This window comes from Labilithrix luteola, from assembly GCF_001263205.1.
In the GTDB taxonomy this organism is placed as follows: domain Bacteria; phylum Myxococcota_A; class Polyangia; order Polyangiales; family Polyangiaceae; genus Labilithrix; species Labilithrix luteola.
The window spans coordinates 4,705,240-4,722,646 of sequence record NZ_CP012333.1 but is presented as its reverse complement, the minus strand read 5'-3'; the positions used below and the strand labels follow the sequence as shown (position 1 = coordinate 4,722,646).

General features: G+C 65.7%; 20 protein-coding genes and 1 pseudogene. 18 read left to right on the top strand and 3 right to left on the bottom strand.

Going from position 1 to position 17,407, the window contains the following annotated elements; genetic code table 11:
• Positions 1-36: 36 nt before the first annotated feature.
• Complete coding sequence (locus AKJ09_RS53135) at positions 37-198, bottom strand: hypothetical protein (protein WP_169927711.1); 162 nt, start codon at positions 196-198, stop codon at positions 37-39.
• A gap of 144 nt (positions 199-342) precedes the next feature.
• Here AKJ09_RS53135 and AKJ09_RS56170 point away from each other — a divergent pair, with 144 nt between their 5' ends.
• On the top strand, positions 343-543 hold the full coding sequence (locus tag AKJ09_RS56170) for a LysR substrate-binding domain-containing protein (RefSeq protein WP_146655604.1): 201 nt from the start codon (positions 343-345) through the stop codon (positions 541-543).
• Here the strand turns inward: AKJ09_RS56170 and AKJ09_RS21005 are convergent, their stop codons facing one another.
• Positions 544-1,236 (bottom strand): alpha/beta hydrolase, encoded by a 693-nt coding sequence (locus AKJ09_RS21005; RefSeq protein WP_146648990.1) that lies wholly within the window; start codon positions 1,234-1,236, stop codon positions 544-546.
• Positions 1,237-1,447: 211 nt separating this feature from the next.
• Here AKJ09_RS21005 and AKJ09_RS21000 point away from each other — a divergent pair, with 211 nt between their 5' ends.
• The 7 genes from AKJ09_RS21000 to AKJ09_RS20970 all read left to right on the top strand — a co-directional run bounded on the left by AKJ09_RS21000 (position 1,448) and on the right by AKJ09_RS20970 (position 10,251).
• The gene (locus AKJ09_RS21000) at positions 1,448-3,124 is read left to right on the top strand and encodes a serine/threonine-protein kinase (RefSeq protein WP_146648989.1); all 1,677 of its coding nucleotides are present in this window, start codon (positions 1,448-1,450) and stop codon (positions 3,122-3,124) included.
• A complete protein-coding gene (locus AKJ09_RS20995) occupies positions 3,121-4,026 on the top strand; it encodes an outer membrane protein assembly factor BamD (RefSeq protein WP_146648988.1) in 906 nt (301 codons plus the stop codon). The genes AKJ09_RS21000 and AKJ09_RS20995 overlap by 4 nt, the downstream gene beginning before the upstream one ends.
• A 17-nt stretch (positions 4,027-4,043) precedes the next feature.
• Positions 4,044-5,111, top strand: coding sequence for a hypothetical protein (locus AKJ09_RS20990; RefSeq protein WP_146648987.1), 1,068 nt, complete (start codon positions 4,044-4,046; stop codon positions 5,109-5,111).
• 1 nt (position 5,112) lies between these two features.
• Positions 5,113-6,444: a sigma 54-interacting transcriptional regulator gene (locus tag AKJ09_RS20985; RefSeq protein ID WP_146648986.1), complete on the top strand. Its 1,332-nt coding sequence runs from the start codon at positions 5,113-5,115 to the stop codon at positions 6,442-6,444.
• A 129-nt stretch (positions 6,445-6,573) separates the two neighbouring features.
• The gene (locus AKJ09_RS20980; RefSeq protein WP_146648985.1) at positions 6,574-8,331 is read left to right on the top strand and encodes a DUF1592 domain-containing protein; all 1,758 of its coding nucleotides are present in this window, start codon (positions 6,574-6,576) and stop codon (positions 8,329-8,331) included.
• Positions 8,331-9,893, top strand: coding sequence for a DUF1552 domain-containing protein (locus AKJ09_RS20975; protein ID WP_146648984.1), 1,563 nt, complete (start codon positions 8,331-8,333; stop codon positions 9,891-9,893). Before AKJ09_RS20980 ends, AKJ09_RS20975 begins: the two co-directional genes overlap by 1 nt.
• A gap of 13 nt (positions 9,894-9,906) precedes the next feature.
• The gene (locus tag AKJ09_RS20970; RefSeq protein WP_169927709.1) at positions 9,907-10,251 is read left to right on the top strand and encodes a c-type cytochrome; all 345 of its coding nucleotides are present in this window, start codon (positions 9,907-9,909) and stop codon (positions 10,249-10,251) included.
• Between the two features lie 177 nt (positions 10,252-10,428).
• On the opposite strand, the gene AKJ09_RS56165 is transcribed toward AKJ09_RS20970, so the two are convergent.
• Complete coding sequence (locus AKJ09_RS56165) at positions 10,429-10,623, bottom strand: hypothetical protein (RefSeq protein ID WP_420814254.1); 195 nt, start codon at positions 10,621-10,623, stop codon at positions 10,429-10,431.
• Here AKJ09_RS56165 and AKJ09_RS56160 point away from each other — a divergent pair.
• The 10 genes and pseudogenes from AKJ09_RS56160 (at position 10,607) to AKJ09_RS20920 (ending at position 17,386) form a co-directional block, all read left to right on the top strand.
• Complete coding sequence (locus tag AKJ09_RS56160; RefSeq protein ID WP_146648982.1) at positions 10,607-10,969, top strand: nucleotidyl transferase AbiEii/AbiGii toxin family protein; 363 nt, start codon at positions 10,607-10,609, stop codon at positions 10,967-10,969. The genes AKJ09_RS56165 and AKJ09_RS56160 overlap by 17 nt on opposite strands.
• Positions 10,970-11,209: 240 nt before the next feature.
• A pseudogene (locus AKJ09_RS56155) lies at positions 11,210-11,434 on the top strand (alpha-ketoglutarate-dependent dioxygenase AlkB); the annotation flags it as partial.
• A gap of 186 nt (positions 11,435-11,620) precedes the next feature.
• Positions 11,621-12,175, top strand: coding sequence for a methylated-DNA--[protein]-cysteine S-methyltransferase (locus AKJ09_RS20955; RefSeq protein ID WP_146648981.1), 555 nt, complete (start codon positions 11,621-11,623; stop codon positions 12,173-12,175).
• Between the two features lie 13 nt (positions 12,176-12,188).
• On the top strand, positions 12,189-12,842 hold the full coding sequence (locus AKJ09_RS20950) for a DNA-3-methyladenine glycosylase family protein (RefSeq protein WP_146648980.1): 654 nt from the start codon (positions 12,189-12,191) through the stop codon (positions 12,840-12,842).
• Positions 12,843-13,020: 178 nt separating this feature from the next.
• Complete coding sequence (locus AKJ09_RS20945) at positions 13,021-13,470, top strand: ester cyclase (protein WP_146648979.1); 450 nt, start codon at positions 13,021-13,023, stop codon at positions 13,468-13,470.
• A gap of 289 nt (positions 13,471-13,759) precedes the next feature.
• On the top strand, positions 13,760-14,884 hold the full coding sequence (gene ada, locus AKJ09_RS20940; RefSeq protein WP_240488537.1) for a bifunctional DNA-binding transcriptional regulator/O6-methylguanine-DNA methyltransferase Ada: 1,125 nt from the start codon (positions 13,760-13,762) through the stop codon (positions 14,882-14,884).
• A 221-nt stretch (positions 14,885-15,105) separates the two neighbouring features.
• On the top strand, positions 15,106-15,300 hold the full coding sequence (locus tag AKJ09_RS20935; RefSeq protein ID WP_146648977.1) for a hypothetical protein: 195 nt from the start codon (positions 15,106-15,108) through the stop codon (positions 15,298-15,300).
• A gap of 408 nt (positions 15,301-15,708) precedes the next feature.
• The gene (locus AKJ09_RS20930; protein WP_205633759.1) at positions 15,709-16,326 is read left to right on the top strand and encodes a 2OG-Fe(II) oxygenase; all 618 of its coding nucleotides are present in this window, start codon (positions 15,709-15,711) and stop codon (positions 16,324-16,326) included.
• A complete protein-coding gene (locus AKJ09_RS56150; RefSeq protein ID WP_146648975.1) occupies positions 16,323-16,598 on the top strand; it encodes an Ada metal-binding domain-containing protein in 276 nt (91 codons plus the stop codon). Before AKJ09_RS20930 ends, AKJ09_RS56150 begins: the two co-directional genes overlap by 4 nt.
• The gene (locus AKJ09_RS20920; RefSeq protein WP_146648974.1) at positions 16,595-17,386 is read left to right on the top strand and encodes a 2OG-Fe(II) oxygenase; all 792 of its coding nucleotides are present in this window, start codon (positions 16,595-16,597) and stop codon (positions 17,384-17,386) included. The genes AKJ09_RS56150 and AKJ09_RS20920 overlap by 4 nt, the downstream gene beginning before the upstream one ends.
• The last annotated feature ends 21 nt before the right edge of the window (positions 17,387-17,407 follow it).

The window sequence follows — 17,407 nt, the reverse complement described above, 5'->3', positions numbered from 1 at the left end:
CCGAGCTATCCAGCCCGAGATCAGGCCCATCGCTCATCATTTGGTAAACGCACCAATGACCTCGGCCTCGAACACGGGTTCGGCGGCGTTGTTCTCGCCGCTCGCCCCCGACGACACGCTCGAGACGTCGCTCGTGGGCGCCGCCGGCGCTTGCGGAGGATGGCTGCAACCCGGCCCGAGGCCGAAAGACCGACTCATCGACGGCTCCTTCATTTGGCGACGCCAGCCTGCGCCCGATCTCGTCCGCGCACTTGGACGAGGTTGTATCGCTCAAGAGCCCCGTCACCTCCGTGATCGTTGGGCGGGGTGAACGTCCAGCGCTCGCCCTCCTTCTAGGTCACACTGCTTCCCTCCTTTCAGTGCATCGCCGACCTGCGCGCGCGGCGCCTCGAACGTGTTCTTCCAGAGTGGAGCGCGCCTGCGATCCCGATTCACCTGGTCTACCCGAGCACCCGCCACATCTCGCCCAAGGTGAAGGCGTTCATCGACCACCTTCAGTCGCATATGACGCCACCACCCTGGGAGCTCGGCCCGACACCTTAGTCACCGAATGCCGCGGCTCGCGTTCTCGATCACCGTCGCGACGGCCGCAGGCTGCGACTCGTAGATCGCGTGGCTGCCCTTCACCTCGCTGACGGACGCGCCGATGCGCTTCGACATCATTTGCTGCGCGGGCGGCGGGATCATCCGGTCCTCGGTCGACACCAAGTACCAGCTCGACTTGCCGCGCCACGCGGGCTTCGTCACCTTGCCCTCGAGCGCTGCGACGCCCCACGGAACCTGCGAGTTCGCGCGGAACTCGGCCAGCTTCGGATCCAAGTCGCCTGCGAATGACTCGGCGAACTTCGCGCGGTCGAGGAGGAGGAAGCCGTCCCGCGGAGGAAGGATCGGCGGAACCGCAGCGCCCGGAGGCGGGTTCGCGATGAGCGCCGCCACGGACTCACCTTCATCGGGAGCGAAGGCCGCGATGTAGGCGAGGCTCGCGACCTTCGGGTGATTGCCGGCCTCCGTGATCACGACGCCGCCGTACGAGTGACCGACGAGGACCGTCGGGCCATCCTGCTGATCGAGGACGCGGTTCGTCGCCGCGACGTCGTCCGCGAGCGAGGTCGTCGGGTTCTGGACGATGCTCACGTGGAAGCCCTTCCCGCGAAGGATGCCGTAGACCTTCTCCCAGCCGGAGCCGTCGACGAAACCACCGTGCACGAGGACCACGTTCTTGATCGAGCTGTTCATGATGACCACCATTTCTGCCTTTCTGAACCTGAGACGCCGGCCCCTGCCGGGCCTTACCTCGCCTCGTACTCTTTTCTGCGAATGGGGCGAAACTGGCCGAAATGCTGACGGATAGGAGCGATCAGGCGTGGGGCGACGGGCTGAAAGACGCCGCCGCCGTCGCCGATCTGCGCGACTACCTAAGGCGATCGCTCGCGGAAAGGATTCGATCATGCGGGACGGCGCGGCGACCATGAAGCGCGTCACACTCGAGCTCGGCGGGAAGTCGCCCTCGATCCTCCTCGACGATGCGGTGCTCGATCAGGCCATTCCTGCAGCGCTCATCATAGCCTTCATGAACAGCGGCCAAGCGTGTGCGGCTGGGGCGAGACTCCTTGTTCCGAAGAGCCGGCTCGAAGAGGTGCGGAAAGCCATGCCGCGCCGCGGGCCTCGAGGTCGGCCCAAAGAATGGGTAGCTGCGACGACTCCTTCGACGTGGACGGCTTTCGCTCTCGACGATGCGCACCGGAGAAGTCGCGAAACTCGGAAGCCGCCGTGCTACTACATCGATGCCATGGGCGCTGCGCTGCCCCAGACGCCGTCCAGGCTCGGACCGTACGAGCTGCTCTTTCCGATCGGCAGCGGCGGGATGGCCACGGTCTATCTCGCGCAGCATACCGAGCGCGTGGGGGCGCTCTACGCGCTCAAGCTGACACATCCTCACCTGCGCGCCCGACTCGATCGCGCGCGTGAGCTCGTGGCCGAGGCGCGGATCGCGACGCGCATCCGTCACCCCAACGTCGCGCAGGTGCTCCACGCGGACGAGGCCACTGGCGGCGTCTACCTCGTGATGGACTACGTCGAGGGCGACAGCCTTGCCGAGCTCGCTCGGAGCCTCGAGGCATCCGGCGAGAGGATGCCGCTATCGATCGGTCTCGGGATCGTCTGCGGCGCGCTCGAAGGACTGCACGCTGCCCACGAGCTTTGTGGCGACGACGGCGCACCGCTCGCGATCGTGCATCGCGATTTCTCCCCTCACAACATCCTCGTCGGAGTCGACGGCGTCGCACGCCTCACCGACTTCGGGATCGCGAAATCGAGGGACAACGAGGCGGTCACCGAGAGCGGCGTCGTCAAAGGGAAGTTCGGCTACATGGCCCCGGAGCAGCTCCGTGGGCGCACGCTCGATCGACGCGTCGACATCTGGGCGGCCGGCGTCGTCGCGTGGGAGATGTGCACGGGCGAACGCCTCTTCGGCAGCGGAGACCACGCCTCGATGATGCTCCGCCTCGTCACCGAAAAGCCGCGCCGGGCGAGATCGATCGCGCCCGCGCTGCCGCCCGCCCTCGACGACGCGATCGCGCAAGCGCTCGAGCTCGACGCACAACGCCGATGGGGAACGGCGCGCGAGCTCGGCGCCGCGATACGCGCGGCCGCGCCGATCGCCGATACGATCGAGATCGGCGCCTTCGTCCGCCGCGTCGCGCAGGGTCAGCTCGGTGCGCGCGCGACGTCGATCGCCGAAGCGATACGACGCCGAGCAACGAGCAGCGTGCGCGCGCCTTCACGCCGGTGGATCCTTCCCGCGGTGCTCCTCCCGATCGTCGCTGCGAGCGCAGCCGCCGCCGCGATCGTCGTCGTGAAGCGTGCTCCCGCCTCCGTAATCGCGCCGCCGATCGCGCCGCCGACCACGGCGAGCTCTTCCGCTACCACCCACGTGTTGCCCCCCCCGTCCGCGATCCTCGAGCAGCCGCCGGCGGCCGTGACGTCTGCATCGGCATCGGCATCGGCATCGGCGCCAGCCCCAGCCTCGCCGCGGCCTCGCACGGCGCCGCGCGCGAGGGGCACGTCGACAAAGTCCTCGACGAACGGCGGCGCTCTGCTTGACAATCCGTACAAGAACGAATGAAGCGACTCGCGCGGATCGCGTCACAGTTCTTCTTCGCGGTCGCGTTAATCGTTGGTCGCGCCGCTGCCGAGGGCGAACGATCCCCCGCCACGCTCTTTGACGAGGCGCGCGCGGCGTTCGCGCAGAAGGACTTCGTGACCGCGGCGCGCAAGTTCGAAGACGCCTACCGTGAGGCACCGCGAGGACAGTCGATCTACAACGCGGCGCTCTCGTGGGACCCCGCCTCGGAGCCCGCGCGCGCGGCCGACGACTACGCGCTCGCGCTCGAGGATCCGAGCCTTCCGTCGAGCGCTCAGACCCGCGCACGCGAGCGGCTCGCTTCCCTCGAACGATCGCTTCTCACGCTGCGGGTCGATGCAGCGACGCCGGCGAGCGTCTCCGTCGCGCACGCGGAAGGCCGGCAACTGCCCGCGACGGTCCATCTCCCGCGAGGCCGACACGAGCTCGTCGTCCACTTCGCCGACGGTCGCCTCGTCCGACAAGAGATCGAAGCGGGCGCCGGCGAACACGTGTCGATCCGAGTGACCCCGCCTGCGACACCTGCGGCGGCGGCTCCTGAACCTCCGCCCAGAACTGCGCCAAGCCCCGCAGAACCACCGAAGGCGAACGGCTCCGCGGGACGCACGCTCGGCTTCGTCGCGCTCGGGACCAGCGTAGCCGCTGCGGGCGGAGCGCTCGTCCTAGGCTCTCTCGGTCTCGACGCTCGCGATCGGTTCGAAGACTCGCGGCGCCTCGACGACGACGCGCGCTCGCAGGCAGTCGGCCTTCGGACGTGGGCAAACGTCGCGTGGGGCGCGGCCGCCGTCTGCGCGGTGACGGGGGGAGTCCTCCTCCTCACAGCGCTGCGCCCGCCGTCGCCGAAGATCGCGCTCGGCGTCTTCGGTGCCGCCGGAACGTTTTGAGCGCTAAGCTCTCCTCCGTGCACGCCCGGACCTCGCTCGCGCCGGCGATCGTCGTGCTGGCTTCCATCGCCGCGTGTACGTACTCGGTCGGCGAGCTCGCGACGACATCGCTGGATTCTGCGCCGGACGGCGGCCCGGCTTCGTGCACGGACGTCCTGCGCGACGCGAAGAACTGCGGTCAGTGCGGCCATGACTGTCTCGGACAGCCCTGCGACGACGGCTTCTGCCAGCCGAAGATCGTCGCGGACGCGCAGGACGATCTCCGATCGATCGCGGTCGACGATCGATCGGTCTACTGGGGAAGCGGCGGCTCCGGTGGCGTCTGGTACTGCACCGAGAAGAACTGCGCGACCGTCAAGCAGCTCCACGTCGAAGAGCGCGCGGTGGTTGCCATCGCCCCGACGACCACCCACGTGTTCTGGACGCTGGGCGATGCGATCCTTCGTTGGGCAAAGGGCACCGACGAAATCGTGCGGGTCGACGACAGTGCCGGATCCAACGTCGACGCCCTCGCGGCGAACGAGAGCTTCTTCTATTGGACCGCCGCGAGCGACGTCGGCGGCGTCGCGCGCTGCGCCGCAACAGGCTGCACCCAAAACCGAACGGACTTCGTCGCCGGTTACGGCTGGCCGCACCCGACCGGACTCGCGCTCGGCAAGGCGGGCTTCGTGTTCGCCAGCGGCGACGGCGATCGGCAAATCGTGTATTGCGCACCCACCTGCGACGAGCCTGGAGGGGGACGCTCGAACATTCTCGCGGAGGGCCAGCGTGGCGCGATCGCGTTCGCCCTCGACGACCGCTTCGCGTTCTGGACGAGCGCGAATGCCGTGATGCGCGCTTCGACGGCTCAACCGTTCGCGCCGACGCAGATCAGCGCGATCCCGAGCGCGTCCGCGATCGCCGTCGACGCTTCGTACGTCTACGTCGTCTCCGCCGGCACGATCTCCAAAGTGCCGAAGGAGGGCGGCGCTGCGATCGTCCTCGCCAAGGATCTGCCGACCGCACGCGCGATCGCGGTCGACGACCAACGCGTCTACGTCGCGAATGCCGGTCCGAGGGGCACGGTGGTATGGATCGCCAAGTAGGATGCACTCACCGACCGACGACGAGCTCTCGACGCTGCTCTCGACCCGCTTCGACCCGAATCCGGCGCCCGAAGCATCGTTCGTCCTGACGGTGGCCTCGGGAGAGACCTTCGAGATCGCCGCCAGTCACGGGGGCCGTCTCCTCCTCGGGAGCGGCCCTGCGTGCGAGCTCCGCCTCACCGATCGCGAGCTCTCGCGCCGTCACGCGTCGCTCGAGGTCGTCGATCGATCGCTTCGCCTCGTCGATCTCGGCTCGACCAACGGCACGTTCGTCAACGGCGTGCGTGTCCGCGACGCGCTCCTCGTGGGTGGTGAGCAGCTTCGTGTCGGCGGCATCGTGCTGCGCATCGAGCGGAGCGTCCTCGATGCGCCGCCGCCGCTCCCTCCCGTCGTGAGCTTCGGACCGCTCGTCGGCGCCAGCACGGAGATGCGCCGGCTCTATCCGCTCTGCGAGCGCCTCGCGGCGGCGAACGTGCCCGTGATCATCGAGGGCGAGACAGGGACAGGCAAGGAGGCGCTCGCCGAGGCGCTCCACACGATGGGCCCGCGCGCGCAGGGGCCGTTCGTCGTCTTCGATTGCACGGCGGTCCCGCCGAACCTCGTCGAGTCGGAGCTCTTCGGACACGAGAAGGGGGCCTTCACCGGTGCGACGGCGCAACGGCGCGGCGTCTTCGAGCTCGCAAGCGGCGGAACACTGCTCATCGACGAGATCGGCGACCTCGACGCCTCGCTCCAGCCGAAGCTCCTCCGCGCGGTCGAGCGCTCGGAGGTGCGGCGCATCGGCGGCGACAAGCCGATCCGCGTCGACGTCCGGATCCTCGCTGCAACGCGACGCGATCTCGACAAGGAGGTCCAGGCCGGTCGGTTTCGCGACGATCTTTTTCATCGCCTCGCCGTCACGAGGATCGAGCTCCCTCCGCTCCGCGAACGGCGCGGCGACATCACGGTGCTCGCGCGGTGGCTCTGCCACCAGCTCGGCGCAGACGCGAGCGCGCTCCCCCACGACGTCTTGAAGCGGTGGGAACGCGAGCCGTGGCCCGGCAACGTGCGCCAGCTCCGCAACGCCGTCGCGCGCTTCCTCGCGCTCGGCGATCTCGCCGCGCCGAGCACGAGCCCAACGGCATCACCAAACGCACCCGCGACCGATCCGATCTCGGGCGTGCTCTCGGAGCGGCTCCCGTTCGCGCGCGCCCGCGAGCGCATCATGGCCGACTTCGAGCGCCGCTATGTGGAGCAGATGCTCGCCGATCACGGCGGCGACATCGTCCGCGCCGCGGAAGCCTCGGGCATGAGCCGGCGGTACTTCACGATGCTACGCGCACGCACACGCTGATGGAACGAATCCTTCGAGGCTCGAAGGATCCTTTCCATCCCATGCGCCGAACGGGCGGTTCGGTCGTCGATTTCTCCGGCAAAACCGCGTGGGACGCCCTTGGCGTGGCCCTTGCGAAGGGAGCCGGTCATGGGAAAGCACCTCCTGGGGCCGCTCGCGCTCGCACTCGCCGTGGTCGCCGCCTGCTCCAACTCCGATCCGAGCAACGACGGCTCGGGGTCTGAAGGCGGCGACGGCACGAGCGAAAAAGGCCTCTTCACCTGCGACGGGGCGGCCAAGCCCGACGAGCTGGCGCTCCCTCGCCTTTCGCGCGCCGAGCTCGAAAACACGCTCAAGTTCGCCGTCGCGCTCGCCAACCCCAACGACGCCGAAGAGATCTGGAAGAGCATCGGGGACACGTTCGTACGCTACCCGGAAGATCTCCGAACGCCGGCGCCAGGCGATCTGAAAGGCGGATACGACCGTGGCGATCAAGCCATTCAGCAAACCCAGGTCGACGCGATTTACGAGATCGCGATCGCGATCGGCAAGGAGCTCACTGCGACCCCGGCGCGGATTGAGGCGCTGCTGGGAGCGTGCGCGACCGACTCCGCAACGGACAATGATCGCGCCTGCCTCGATGACTTCATCGCCACGTGGGCCGCGCGGATCATGCGCGCTCCGCTCGACGCCGGAGATCTCGCCTTTTACGCCGACATCGCCGGCGACAAGCCCGTCGATCCCGCGGGCGTCGCCGACGTCATCGCCGCGATCCTGAACGCACCGCAGACGCTCTACCGCGTCGAGCACGGGACCGCCGATTCGGAGGAGACCGCGCCGCTGTCGAGCTTCGAGCTCGCGGCGCGCTTGTCCTATCAGTTCTGGCAGTCGCCTCCCGACGACGAGCTCTGGAAGGCCGCGGAGGAGAACGCTCTCCTCGACGAGGCGGGCTATCGAACGCAGGTCGAGCGCCTCGTTGGCGATCCGGAGCTTCGCAACGCGCTCGACGGCTTCATCGCGCAGTGGCTTCGCCTCGACGAGCTCGCGCCGCTCGACGTGCTGAAGAACGATCCCGCCTTCAAGGCCTTCGCCGGCGACGACATGCCGCCAGATTCAGGGCGCGCCCAGATGATCGACGACGTCTTGCTCTCGGCGTTCGCGATCACCTCCGGAGGAGGCAGCGTCAGCGACTTCCTGAAGGACAAGCATGCCTACGCCAAGGACGGCTACCTCGCCTCGATCTACGGCGTCCCCGTTTGGAGCGGTACGGGCCCCGCCCCGCTCTTCACCTCCGAAAAGCGCGCCGGCCTCCTGACGCGCGCAGCGCTCCTCTCGACCGGGACCTCGACGACGCGTCCGATCCACAAGGGCTACGTGATCCGCAACGCGGTCCTCTGCCAGCAGGTGGGCACGCCACCCCCCAACGTCAACTCGAAACCTCCGACGCCGCAGGATCTCCAGACGACGCGGCAAGCGGTGGCCAATCTCACGTCCAGCGGCGCATGCGCGGGCTGCCATCTGACGCGTATCAACCCTCCTGGGTTTCTGACCGAGAACTTCGACGCACTCGGTCGCGAGAGAACGGAAGAGCGCGTCTTCGACGCGGAGGGCAAGTTGATCGGCTCGCTGCCGGTCGACACGACCGCGGCGCCTGCGGTGCAGCCGAGCGACGCGCGCCAGATGTCGGACGCGACCGAGCTCTCGCAGGCAGTCGACGAGAGCAAGCTGTTTCACTCGTGCCTCGCACGGCACTACTTCCGATTCACCCAGAGACGGGTCGAGACACCGGACAAAGACGGATGTCTCCTCTCCGAGATCGAACGCAAAGCGCGAAGCGGAGCGCCGATGGCTGAGGTGCTCTCGTCCGTGGCGTTGGCCCCGGCATTCAAGGTCAGGAGGTTTCAGTGATGGAGCGGCGACGTTTCCTCAAAGGAGTGGGGGGCGCGCTTCTCGCGCTGCCGGTGTTGCCTTCGCTGTTCAAGACGAGCCCGGCGTATGCCGACGTCGGCAACAGCAAGTGCTTCGTCCACTTTCGCACGCCGCACGGCGGCGTCTGGAACGCCAACATGTGGCCAGCGGATTCGGCCCTCACCCAGACTGTTCAATACAACCACGCGGTGAGGCGAGGCGCGCTGGTAGCGTCCACGGGCGGCGGAGACGCCTCGATAAGCCCAGTCCTCACGGCAAAGTCGTCGGTATTGACGCCGGCGGTCGTGGCCAAGATGAACATCTTGCGCGGCCTCGACATCACCACCGATATGGCCCACAACTTCGGCGGCTCACTCGGCTATTACGATAAGAACAAGGAGATACCGCAGGAGCCCCGCGCCACGATCGACCAGATCATGGCCTATTCTCCCGCCTTCTACCCGAGCGTTGCGTCGGTCCGAAGGCGAAGCGTCGCAATCAGCAAAACCAATAGCGGAATCTACGGATACCGAACTCCCGGTGTCGCATCGTCGGGAGTCTCGAACAACGCCATCGGCGGCACGGAGAGCTCGCAGGGACTCTTCGACACGCTCCTCGGCGGCGTCGCCTCGACGCCATCACCAGGCGGCGCGCCGAGACCGCCTGTCGTCGACCAGGTCCTCGAGAGCTACAAGCGCCTTCGCGACGGCAACAAGCGCTTGTCGCAAGAAGACAAGCTGCGACTCGATCAACACATGCAGGCCGTCGCGGAAGTGCAGCGGCGCCTGAAGGCTCCGCTCTCAGCCGGCTGTCAGGTGCCGGCGCGACCGACGAGCGACAACCTCGCGCTGCGCCCGATGGACGGTAATCCGACGAGAAACGTCGAGTTCTTCAGGCTGATGAACGAGGTCCTAGCGATCGCGATCAACTGCGGTTCGACGCGCATCGTGACGTTCGGCATCGACGAGAACCCCATGGGGCTGACCTTCACCTCGCGCCCTGCCCAAGGCGAAGACTGGCACCAAAACGTCGCGCACGCCGCAAGCGAGGGAGGTACCGCCCAGGCGCTCATCAAGGAGTTCAACCGCACCTTCTTCTCGGGCGTCTTCATGGACCTCGTCAGCCGCCTCGACAGCTTCAGTGACGGCGCGGGCAAGACGCTGCTCGATCACTGCCTCGTCGCGTGGGGCCAGGAGAGCGGCAACGTCACGCACCTTCCATTCTCGATGCCGGTCATCACGGCCGGCTCGGCCGGCGGAGCGATCAAGACGGGGAACTATTGCGATTATCGCAACCTCTCGCGTCAGCTGAGCGGCGACTCCACCACGGGCACGGAGTCGCTCTGGCCCGGCCTGCTCTACAACCAGTGGCTCAGCACGGCGCTCTTGGCGATGGGGATCCCGAAGAGCGAGTGGTCCGAGTCGAGCCACGGCGGCTACGGCGCACGTCCGACGTTCGATACGGGCAGCTACTTCTTCACCAACAACGGATTCACTCAAGCGCAGGTCTACACGGATGCCATGTGGCAAAAGACCGGCGAGCTCCTTCCCTTCTTGGCGTGACGAGGCGACATCGATGAAATTAGCACAATGGATTTCGAGCCTCGCGATCTTCGCGAGCCTCACCAGCGCATGCTCTTCGAGCGACGACGTGGGCCAGCCCAAGTCCGGCAACAGTGCTCCGGACGGAGGCAACACCGCGCATCTGTCGGGCGCGTTCACCAACCTCTGCGCGACGTGCCATGGCGACGAGGGCCGAGGCAAAGACAAGAACCCAGCCATCCCCGGCACGCGCGACGAACAAGGCTACATCGCACGCGTCCGCTCCGGCGGCGGCCCCATGCCCGCCTTCGACAGCTCGCTCATCAGCGATGCCGAGCTCGAGGCCGACTACGCCTGGCTCACGACGAAGCGGCAGTAGCCTCCAGATACTTCCGAAGCGGTTCCCAGTACATTCTCGTCCACACGCCGTCGATGTGCTGACCTGGTCTTCGCGGAGCGCATTCGTGCGCTACACGATTCGAATCTCGGCGGCGCGCATCTTCGAGGTGTGGACGGAGCCCGATTGGCGGCGCTAGCCGTTCTGGAACACGAGTCCTTAGAACGCCGTGTCGATCCAGCCGCCGAGGTCGAGGACGACGCGATGTTCTTCGACGCGAAAAGCGTGAAGGCCGCGCGGATAAGGGAGGACGCAGAGTACGAACGCGTGCGCGTGACGTTCACCGGCACCCTCGGCATCGCGCGGCTCGCTCCCCAGGTCGACGTGGGGTTCGGCGATGGTCGACCTCGGCATCGCGAACAGCCGGATGAAGGACTTCTTCGACATCTGGTTCCTCTCGCAGAACTTCGCCTTCGAAGGAGCCATGCCCGCAGACGCGCGTTCTAGGCGACGTTCGAGAAGCGGAGCACGCCCCTCCCCGAGGCAGTCCTCGTTCGCACTCACTGAAGCGTTCTCGAAGGACGGCGCGAAGCAGAAGCAGTGGAAGGCGTTCATGTCACGCCTGTCGAAGACGGCGATACCCAAGGCGCTCGCCGAGATTGTCGGCGCCATCTCACCATTCCTCTGGCCGCCCCTCGACGCGCTACGGGCGAGTGCGGCCTTCGCGCGAAGCTGGACGGCCCGAGGACCTTGGAGCTGACGGTCACGCGCGGCCTTCCCGTCGCCCTCCCCACCTGCGCCGGAATGCTGTCCACCATCGTCACCACTTCGACCGAAACGGCACGCAACGGGTGGAACGCCCAGGTCACGCCAGTCTCGGTTTTTCCGCGGGTTCCTAACACGAGAGGGTGAGGTCGCCGTCTTCGACAATGGTCACGAGCCGATCGACTTCGTCGTCGACGCAGAAACGCGCCGAAGTCCTCGAGATGGTGAGGCGGAGATCGCAAGGCTCGGGCCCCGCTGCGTCCTCCTCGAATCCTATCGATACACTGAGCTCGATCCGCTCACGGGCGAGGCCCGGCCGGCAACGCCAGAGGTCTTGCAGCGACTCGCGCGCTCCGCAGCTTCGGAGACGGGATTCCCCGACTTCGCGCCGGACGCTTGCTTGGTGAATCGCTACGCGCCGGGCTCGCGGCTCACGCTCCATCAAAACAAGAACGAGCGCGCGTTGGAAGCGGTGCATCCGCAGACGGGCGCTCATCGCTTCAATCTCACCCTCCGTCGAGCGGGATAGACGGCCCCGGTCGAACGCGCCGACGAATTCGATCGCAAGGATCGGAGCGCGGCATCTGTCACCTCGATGCAGGTTGTTCTCGAGACGCGAGAAGCGTCTCCAACAGAGGAAAACGTCATGAACCAATTGTCCTTGAGCCAACTCGGATCGCCGCTCGGCGACCTCCTGCTCGTCACCGACGAACAACAGGTCCTGCACGCGCTGGGGTTCGCGGACCAGCGTTGGCACCTGCGCCGTGGTCTGCGCGAGCGATATGGAGTCGACGCGCTTCGAGAGATCCCCCCACCGGAACCAATCGCACGCGCGCTCGGACGGTACTTCGCCGATGAGCTGACGGCGCTGGAGTCACTCCCGACGGCGACGGAGGGGACCGAGTTGCAGGGACGCGTGTGGGCAGCGCTGCAGCGCATCCCGTGCGGCACGACCACCAGCTACGGCAAGCTCGCGAAGGAGCTCGGCTTCCAAGATCCGCGCGCGGCCATCGACATCGGCGCAGCGATCGGCGCGAACCCGATCGCGATCGTCGTGCCGTGTCACCGCGTGATCGCGAACAACGGCGATCTCAAGGGCTTCGCATGGGGACTGCCGCGCAAGCAGTGGCTCCTCGAGCACGAGAAGGCGCTCCCGACGAAGCGCGTCGCGCCTCGAACCGAGATGCTCCCTGGATTCTGACACGAGCTCACCGATGACCGCGACGGAACCAGACCTCTCTCCGAAGACGTTGCGACGTGCCGCCCAGTTCCTCTCCCGCGTGGATGAAGACTGGGCTCGCCACGTCGAGGCCGTCGGGCCGTGTCGGCTCGAACCGAAACCAACCCGCGAGCCGTATGAGGCTCTCGTACGCGCCATCGCGTACCAACAGCTCCACGCGAAGGCCGGAGACGCCATCCTCGGCCGATGGCTCGAGCTCTACTCCGGCGCGACCTTCCCCTCGGCGGAGCAAATCCTCGCCACGAAGGAAGAGAAGCTTCGCGCATGCGGCTTCTCGACGGCCAAGGTAGCAACCATCCGCGGAATCGCGCAGGCCACCCTCGACGGAATCGTGCCGACGCTGGCTGAAGCGCGGAACGTGAGCGACGAAGCCCTCATCGACCGCCTCACGACGCTCCGTGGTGTGGGGCGGTGGACCGTCGAGATGCTCCTCATCTACAGCCTGGAGCGCCCCGACATCTTGCCGATCGGCGACTTCGGGGTTCGTGAGGGGTATCGACGCCTGAAGCGGCTCGACGAAACGCCGACGCCACGCCGTATGCGCGACCTCGGAGCCGCTTGGAGCCCCTACCGAACCGTGGCTGCCTGGTATCTCTGGCGACTGCCCGCTTCCGGAGCGCGGCGGTGACGACCCGTGGAAAGCGAGCATGAAGCCCATGGCTCATGGTGGATCCGAAACCATGCTTCGACCGCGCGAGTTTGAAAGTAAGAACCGGAGTTCCGTCGGAGCGCCCCTCGACTACTCCCTATCCACGTCACCGAGCGGTTCGATGACATTTCGACGTCAACGAAAGGACGGTCTCCAAATGGGCAAAGAGAATGACAACAAGGCTGTCGTTGGTCGCTGGTTCACCGAGTTCTGGGGAAAGAACGTGAATCTCGCGGTCATCGAAGAGATCGCCGCGCCCGACATGCTGCTCAAGTACTCGCTTCACGAGCCACGCCGTGGGCGGGCTGACATCAGGGCGTTCATGACCGACTTCCGTGCAGCTTTTCCCGACCTCAACTTCTGGGGCACCGCCGATCTGATCGCGGAAGGCGACTACGTCGTCGGTCAGTGGGAAGGCGGCGGAACGCACACGGGGCCGGCCTTCAAGGACTTCCTGCTTGGCGGCCTTCCCGCCGCGACTGGCCGCAAGATGCGCTTCACCGGCACGACGGTATTGAAGGTGATCGACGGAAAGATCATCGAGGAGATCGGTCTGGACGACGGTCTCACGGCCATGACGCAGCTCGGACTCGTCAAGCCTGTTTGATATCGCGCGGCACCGATCCACTTGGGTCGGCGCTCTCCGCGAGAAATCGAGGCCCGCCCGACCCCCGGTGCGGGCCTCACCTATTTAAGACGTCTCGAAAAATCTTCAGCTGCATTTCGATTTGAAGAGCAAGGGCCGGAGCGTCGCTGGAAGACCGCAGCGATAGCGTGCCGATAGTCAAGTTCACCGATAAAGAGAAAGCAGACCCTGATTTCGAGAGCAAGGATCGGAGTGTCTCGAATGCCCTTCGAAGCAATAGTCGACGAAGAACCGCCTCGAGATTATGCGCATGCCGACGAACACGCAGAAAGATGCACCTGGCCTGCGAACAAAGCCGATCCCAGTAGCCAATGACCCGCGCTGGGCGCGCATCGTCGCCCGCGACAAGATGGCCGACGGTCAGTTCTGGTACTCGGTGCTGACCACCGGAATCTATTGTCGTCCTTCCTGTCCATCGCGCACCGCGCACCCCAAGAACGTTACGATCCATGACACGCTCGAGAGCGCGAGAGCCACCGGCTTCCGGCCTTGCAAGCGCTGCAACCCCGAGGGGCCCTCGGTGGAGAGCGAGAACGCGGCGCTCGTCGTCAAGGCCTGCCGCATCATCGAGGAGAGCGAGGAGGAACCCTCATTGGAGAGCCTCGCCGAATCCGTCGGTCGGAGTCCCAGCTACTTTCATCGCGTGTTCAAGGCTGCAACCGGCCTGACGCCCAAGGACTATGCGGCCGCCGACCGGGCGAAGAAGGTTCGCGAGGGGCTCGAGACCGGCAACAGTGTTACCGAATCGATCTATGACGCCGGCTTCAATTCCAGCGGCCGTTTCTACGAGAAGTCGACGGGCATGCTCGGCATGACGCCAACAAAGTATCGAGCAGGCGGAGCAAACGAGGAGATTAGGTTCGCGGTCGGACAGACTTCACTCGGCGCGATCCTCGTAGCGTCGAGCATCAAGGGCGTCGCCGCGATATTGCTCGGGGACGACCCAGAAGAGCTCGTCCACAGTCTCCAGGACCGCTTCCCGAAGGCGCACCTCATCGGCGCTGACCGTGAATACGAGACTCTGATCGCGCGGGTGGTGGGCTTCGTCGAGAACCCCACCGTCGGCCTCGACCTGCCGCTCGACGTCCGCGGGACGGCGTTCCAGCGCCGCGTATGGCGAGCGCTGCAGGCGATCCCCGTCGGCGAGACGGCGTCCTACGCCGAGATTGCGCGACGCATCGGAGTTCCCGAGTTCGTACGAGCAGTAGCCAGCGCCTGCGCCGCAAACAACCTCGCGGTCGCCATTCCATGTCACCGCGTTATTCGAAATAACGGCGGCCTCTCCGGCTACGCGTGGGGAGTCGCTCGAAAACGTGCACTCCTCGAGCGAGAGGCATCGAAGCCTCTCGAGGTGGTCCACAAGGAAGACAGCTGAGTTCGGCGATGGATCGCGCGCTGTAAGGCAGCCCATCGTCGATTCGAAGAGAGAAATCGGAGTGTCGCGGCAAGCGCCCCCTGCCCAACATGAATGCCATGAAGACCAAACAGGTTTCCGCTCAGGCTGATCTCGCTCGCCCCCCGTCTCCAAGAGGTTCGACGCACCTCTCCTGCGATGGCGGAGACGAAGCAAGGAAACGACATCGACACTTCGATGGGATGGGCGCCATCGTGGCGATGCTCGTCGCACGGGCGGGAGATCCAGACAAGGCGGTCGTCATCTCGTACATCGGTGAGCTCGTCGTCGATGGCTTGGCTGTCTGGGATCTGCTCCAAAGTGGAGACGTCGAGGTGCGCTTGGCCTCTGGTGAAACGTACTTGCTCGGCGAAAGTACAGTCCTCCGTCTCGCGTGAGGTCGTCCTCGCCCTTCGATTTCAGGTCTTTCAATTCGACCGCAAGGTCCGGAGTTCCACGGCGCGTCGGCCGACGTAGGTTCTGCCTGTGACAACGGAGCAAGAAGACACGACAATGAACTTCAAACGAGCCTACCGTTCTTCGCTGCCACTCTCGGGAGCAAAGGTCTCGTCTACGACGTCCGAGCCCCTCTCCTACGCTGTCGCGGATAGCGACGTGAGCAAGGTGCCGACCGCACGCAGCGCGATCGGTGTCTGCGCGATACTTCTCGGCGAGCTGCTCGACCGTGAACGCAGTGCGAAGAAGCCATCGCGCGGGTGCCAGAAATGAAGGAACTCGACACCTTCGATTGGGCACACGTAGAAGCGGACCTTGACGTTCAGGGGCACGCGATCCTTCCGGGACTGTTGACCGAGACCGAATGCGATGTCCTGGCGGGAAGTCTCCAAGACAAGAGCGTCCTCGACGAAGCGATCGATCTGGAGGCCATGAGCCAGGGGCGCGGTGAGCTCCGGCGCTTCCGCGACCCGCTCACCGACGACCTCTCAGCGCTGCGCGCGTCGCTTTACGAAAGGCTCGTCGGAACGGCGAATCGATGGCAGGAAGCCATTGGCGATGACGCGCGCTATCCAGGGAGCTTCGGCGCACTCTCCAAGCAGCGCCGCACGAAGGGCCGGCCGATGGAGCGGTCCGCGCTCAGTCGGCTCGGCGCGGGTGATCATTGGGGCCTGCACCAGGATGCCGAAAGCGACGATGCGTTTCCGCTCCAAGTTTCCGCGCTGCTCTCTCGACCGGGCCGTCAGTTCTCAGGCGGCGAGTTCGTCATGACGGAGCAGCGTCCACGTATGCAATCGCGTCCGATCGTCGTCGTGCCGAAGCAGGGCGACGCGATCATTCTTGCGACGCATCGAAAGCCGTTTCGAGGCGCCAAGGGCTTCTATCGCGTGAGCCTCAAGCACGCGGTGAGCCGCGTGCTCAGCGGATATCGGGTCGCCCTCGAACTGCTCTTCGATGGTGCCTCGTGAATCGTAGGTGGAAGTTGATCGGAGCGGACGGCAAGGCCTACGAGAGCCCTGTCCCGGGGCACTTCGGTGGTCACCGAAAAGGAAAGATCTATGGGCGCCTTGATTGTCGCGCTGCACGACAAGCCATCGCGCACGGCGGCTACGTTGCTCATCGCGTGTTCTTCCTGAATGAAGAGACGGCTCGCGCAGCGGGCTATCGCGCTTGCGCGGTCTGCATGCCGGCCGAGCATGCGCGTTGGAAAAATTCGCGTACGCCGCCGAGAGGTCGATGATGAAGGACAAACAGCTCGAACTTCGGCCGACACCTGCCGCCGACGGGAGGGGGCGCGCGCCTTCCGCCTCCAACCACGCGGACGGATCCGTCGAGCAGCGCATCGCGGACGTCGATTGGTCCGTTGTGGCCAACGCGCTCGATGACCGCGGTTACGCGATATTGGCGGGCTTGCTTCGGCGGCCGGAGTGCGAGGCGCTCGTCGCTCTCTACGACGATCGGGATCGCTTCAGAAGTAACGTCATCATGGAACGCCACGGGTTCGGACGTGGCGAATACAGATATTTCGACTATCCGCTTCCAGAGCCGGTGTCGGATCTGCGCACCGCGCTCTATCCGAAGCTTGCGCCGATCGCGAACGACTGGCATCACCGGTTGCGAATCAACGAGAGGTTTCCGTCCACGCTCACGGCATTCACGAACGAATGCCACGCCGCAGGGCAGCGAAAGCCGACGCCGCTGATGCTGCGATACGGGCGCGGTGACTACTGCTGTCTGCATCAAGACCTCTACGGCAAGCTCGTCTTTCCGTTTCAGGTCGTGTTCCTGCTGTCGCAACCCGGGCGTGATTTCGACGGCGGCGAGCTTCTTCTCACCGACAGCGATCCACGAGTGGCCGGCTGCGCCGAGGTCGTTTCTCTGAATCAGGGAGATGCGGTGGTATTCGCCGTGAACCACCGACCGCGACAGGGACCGCGCGGCTTCTATCGCGCCAACATGCGGCACGGCGTGAGCCGTCTCCATCGAGGCGCACGTCATACGCTCGGCGTGATCTTTCACGATGGCTAGCAGTTGCAACCGCCGCGACGA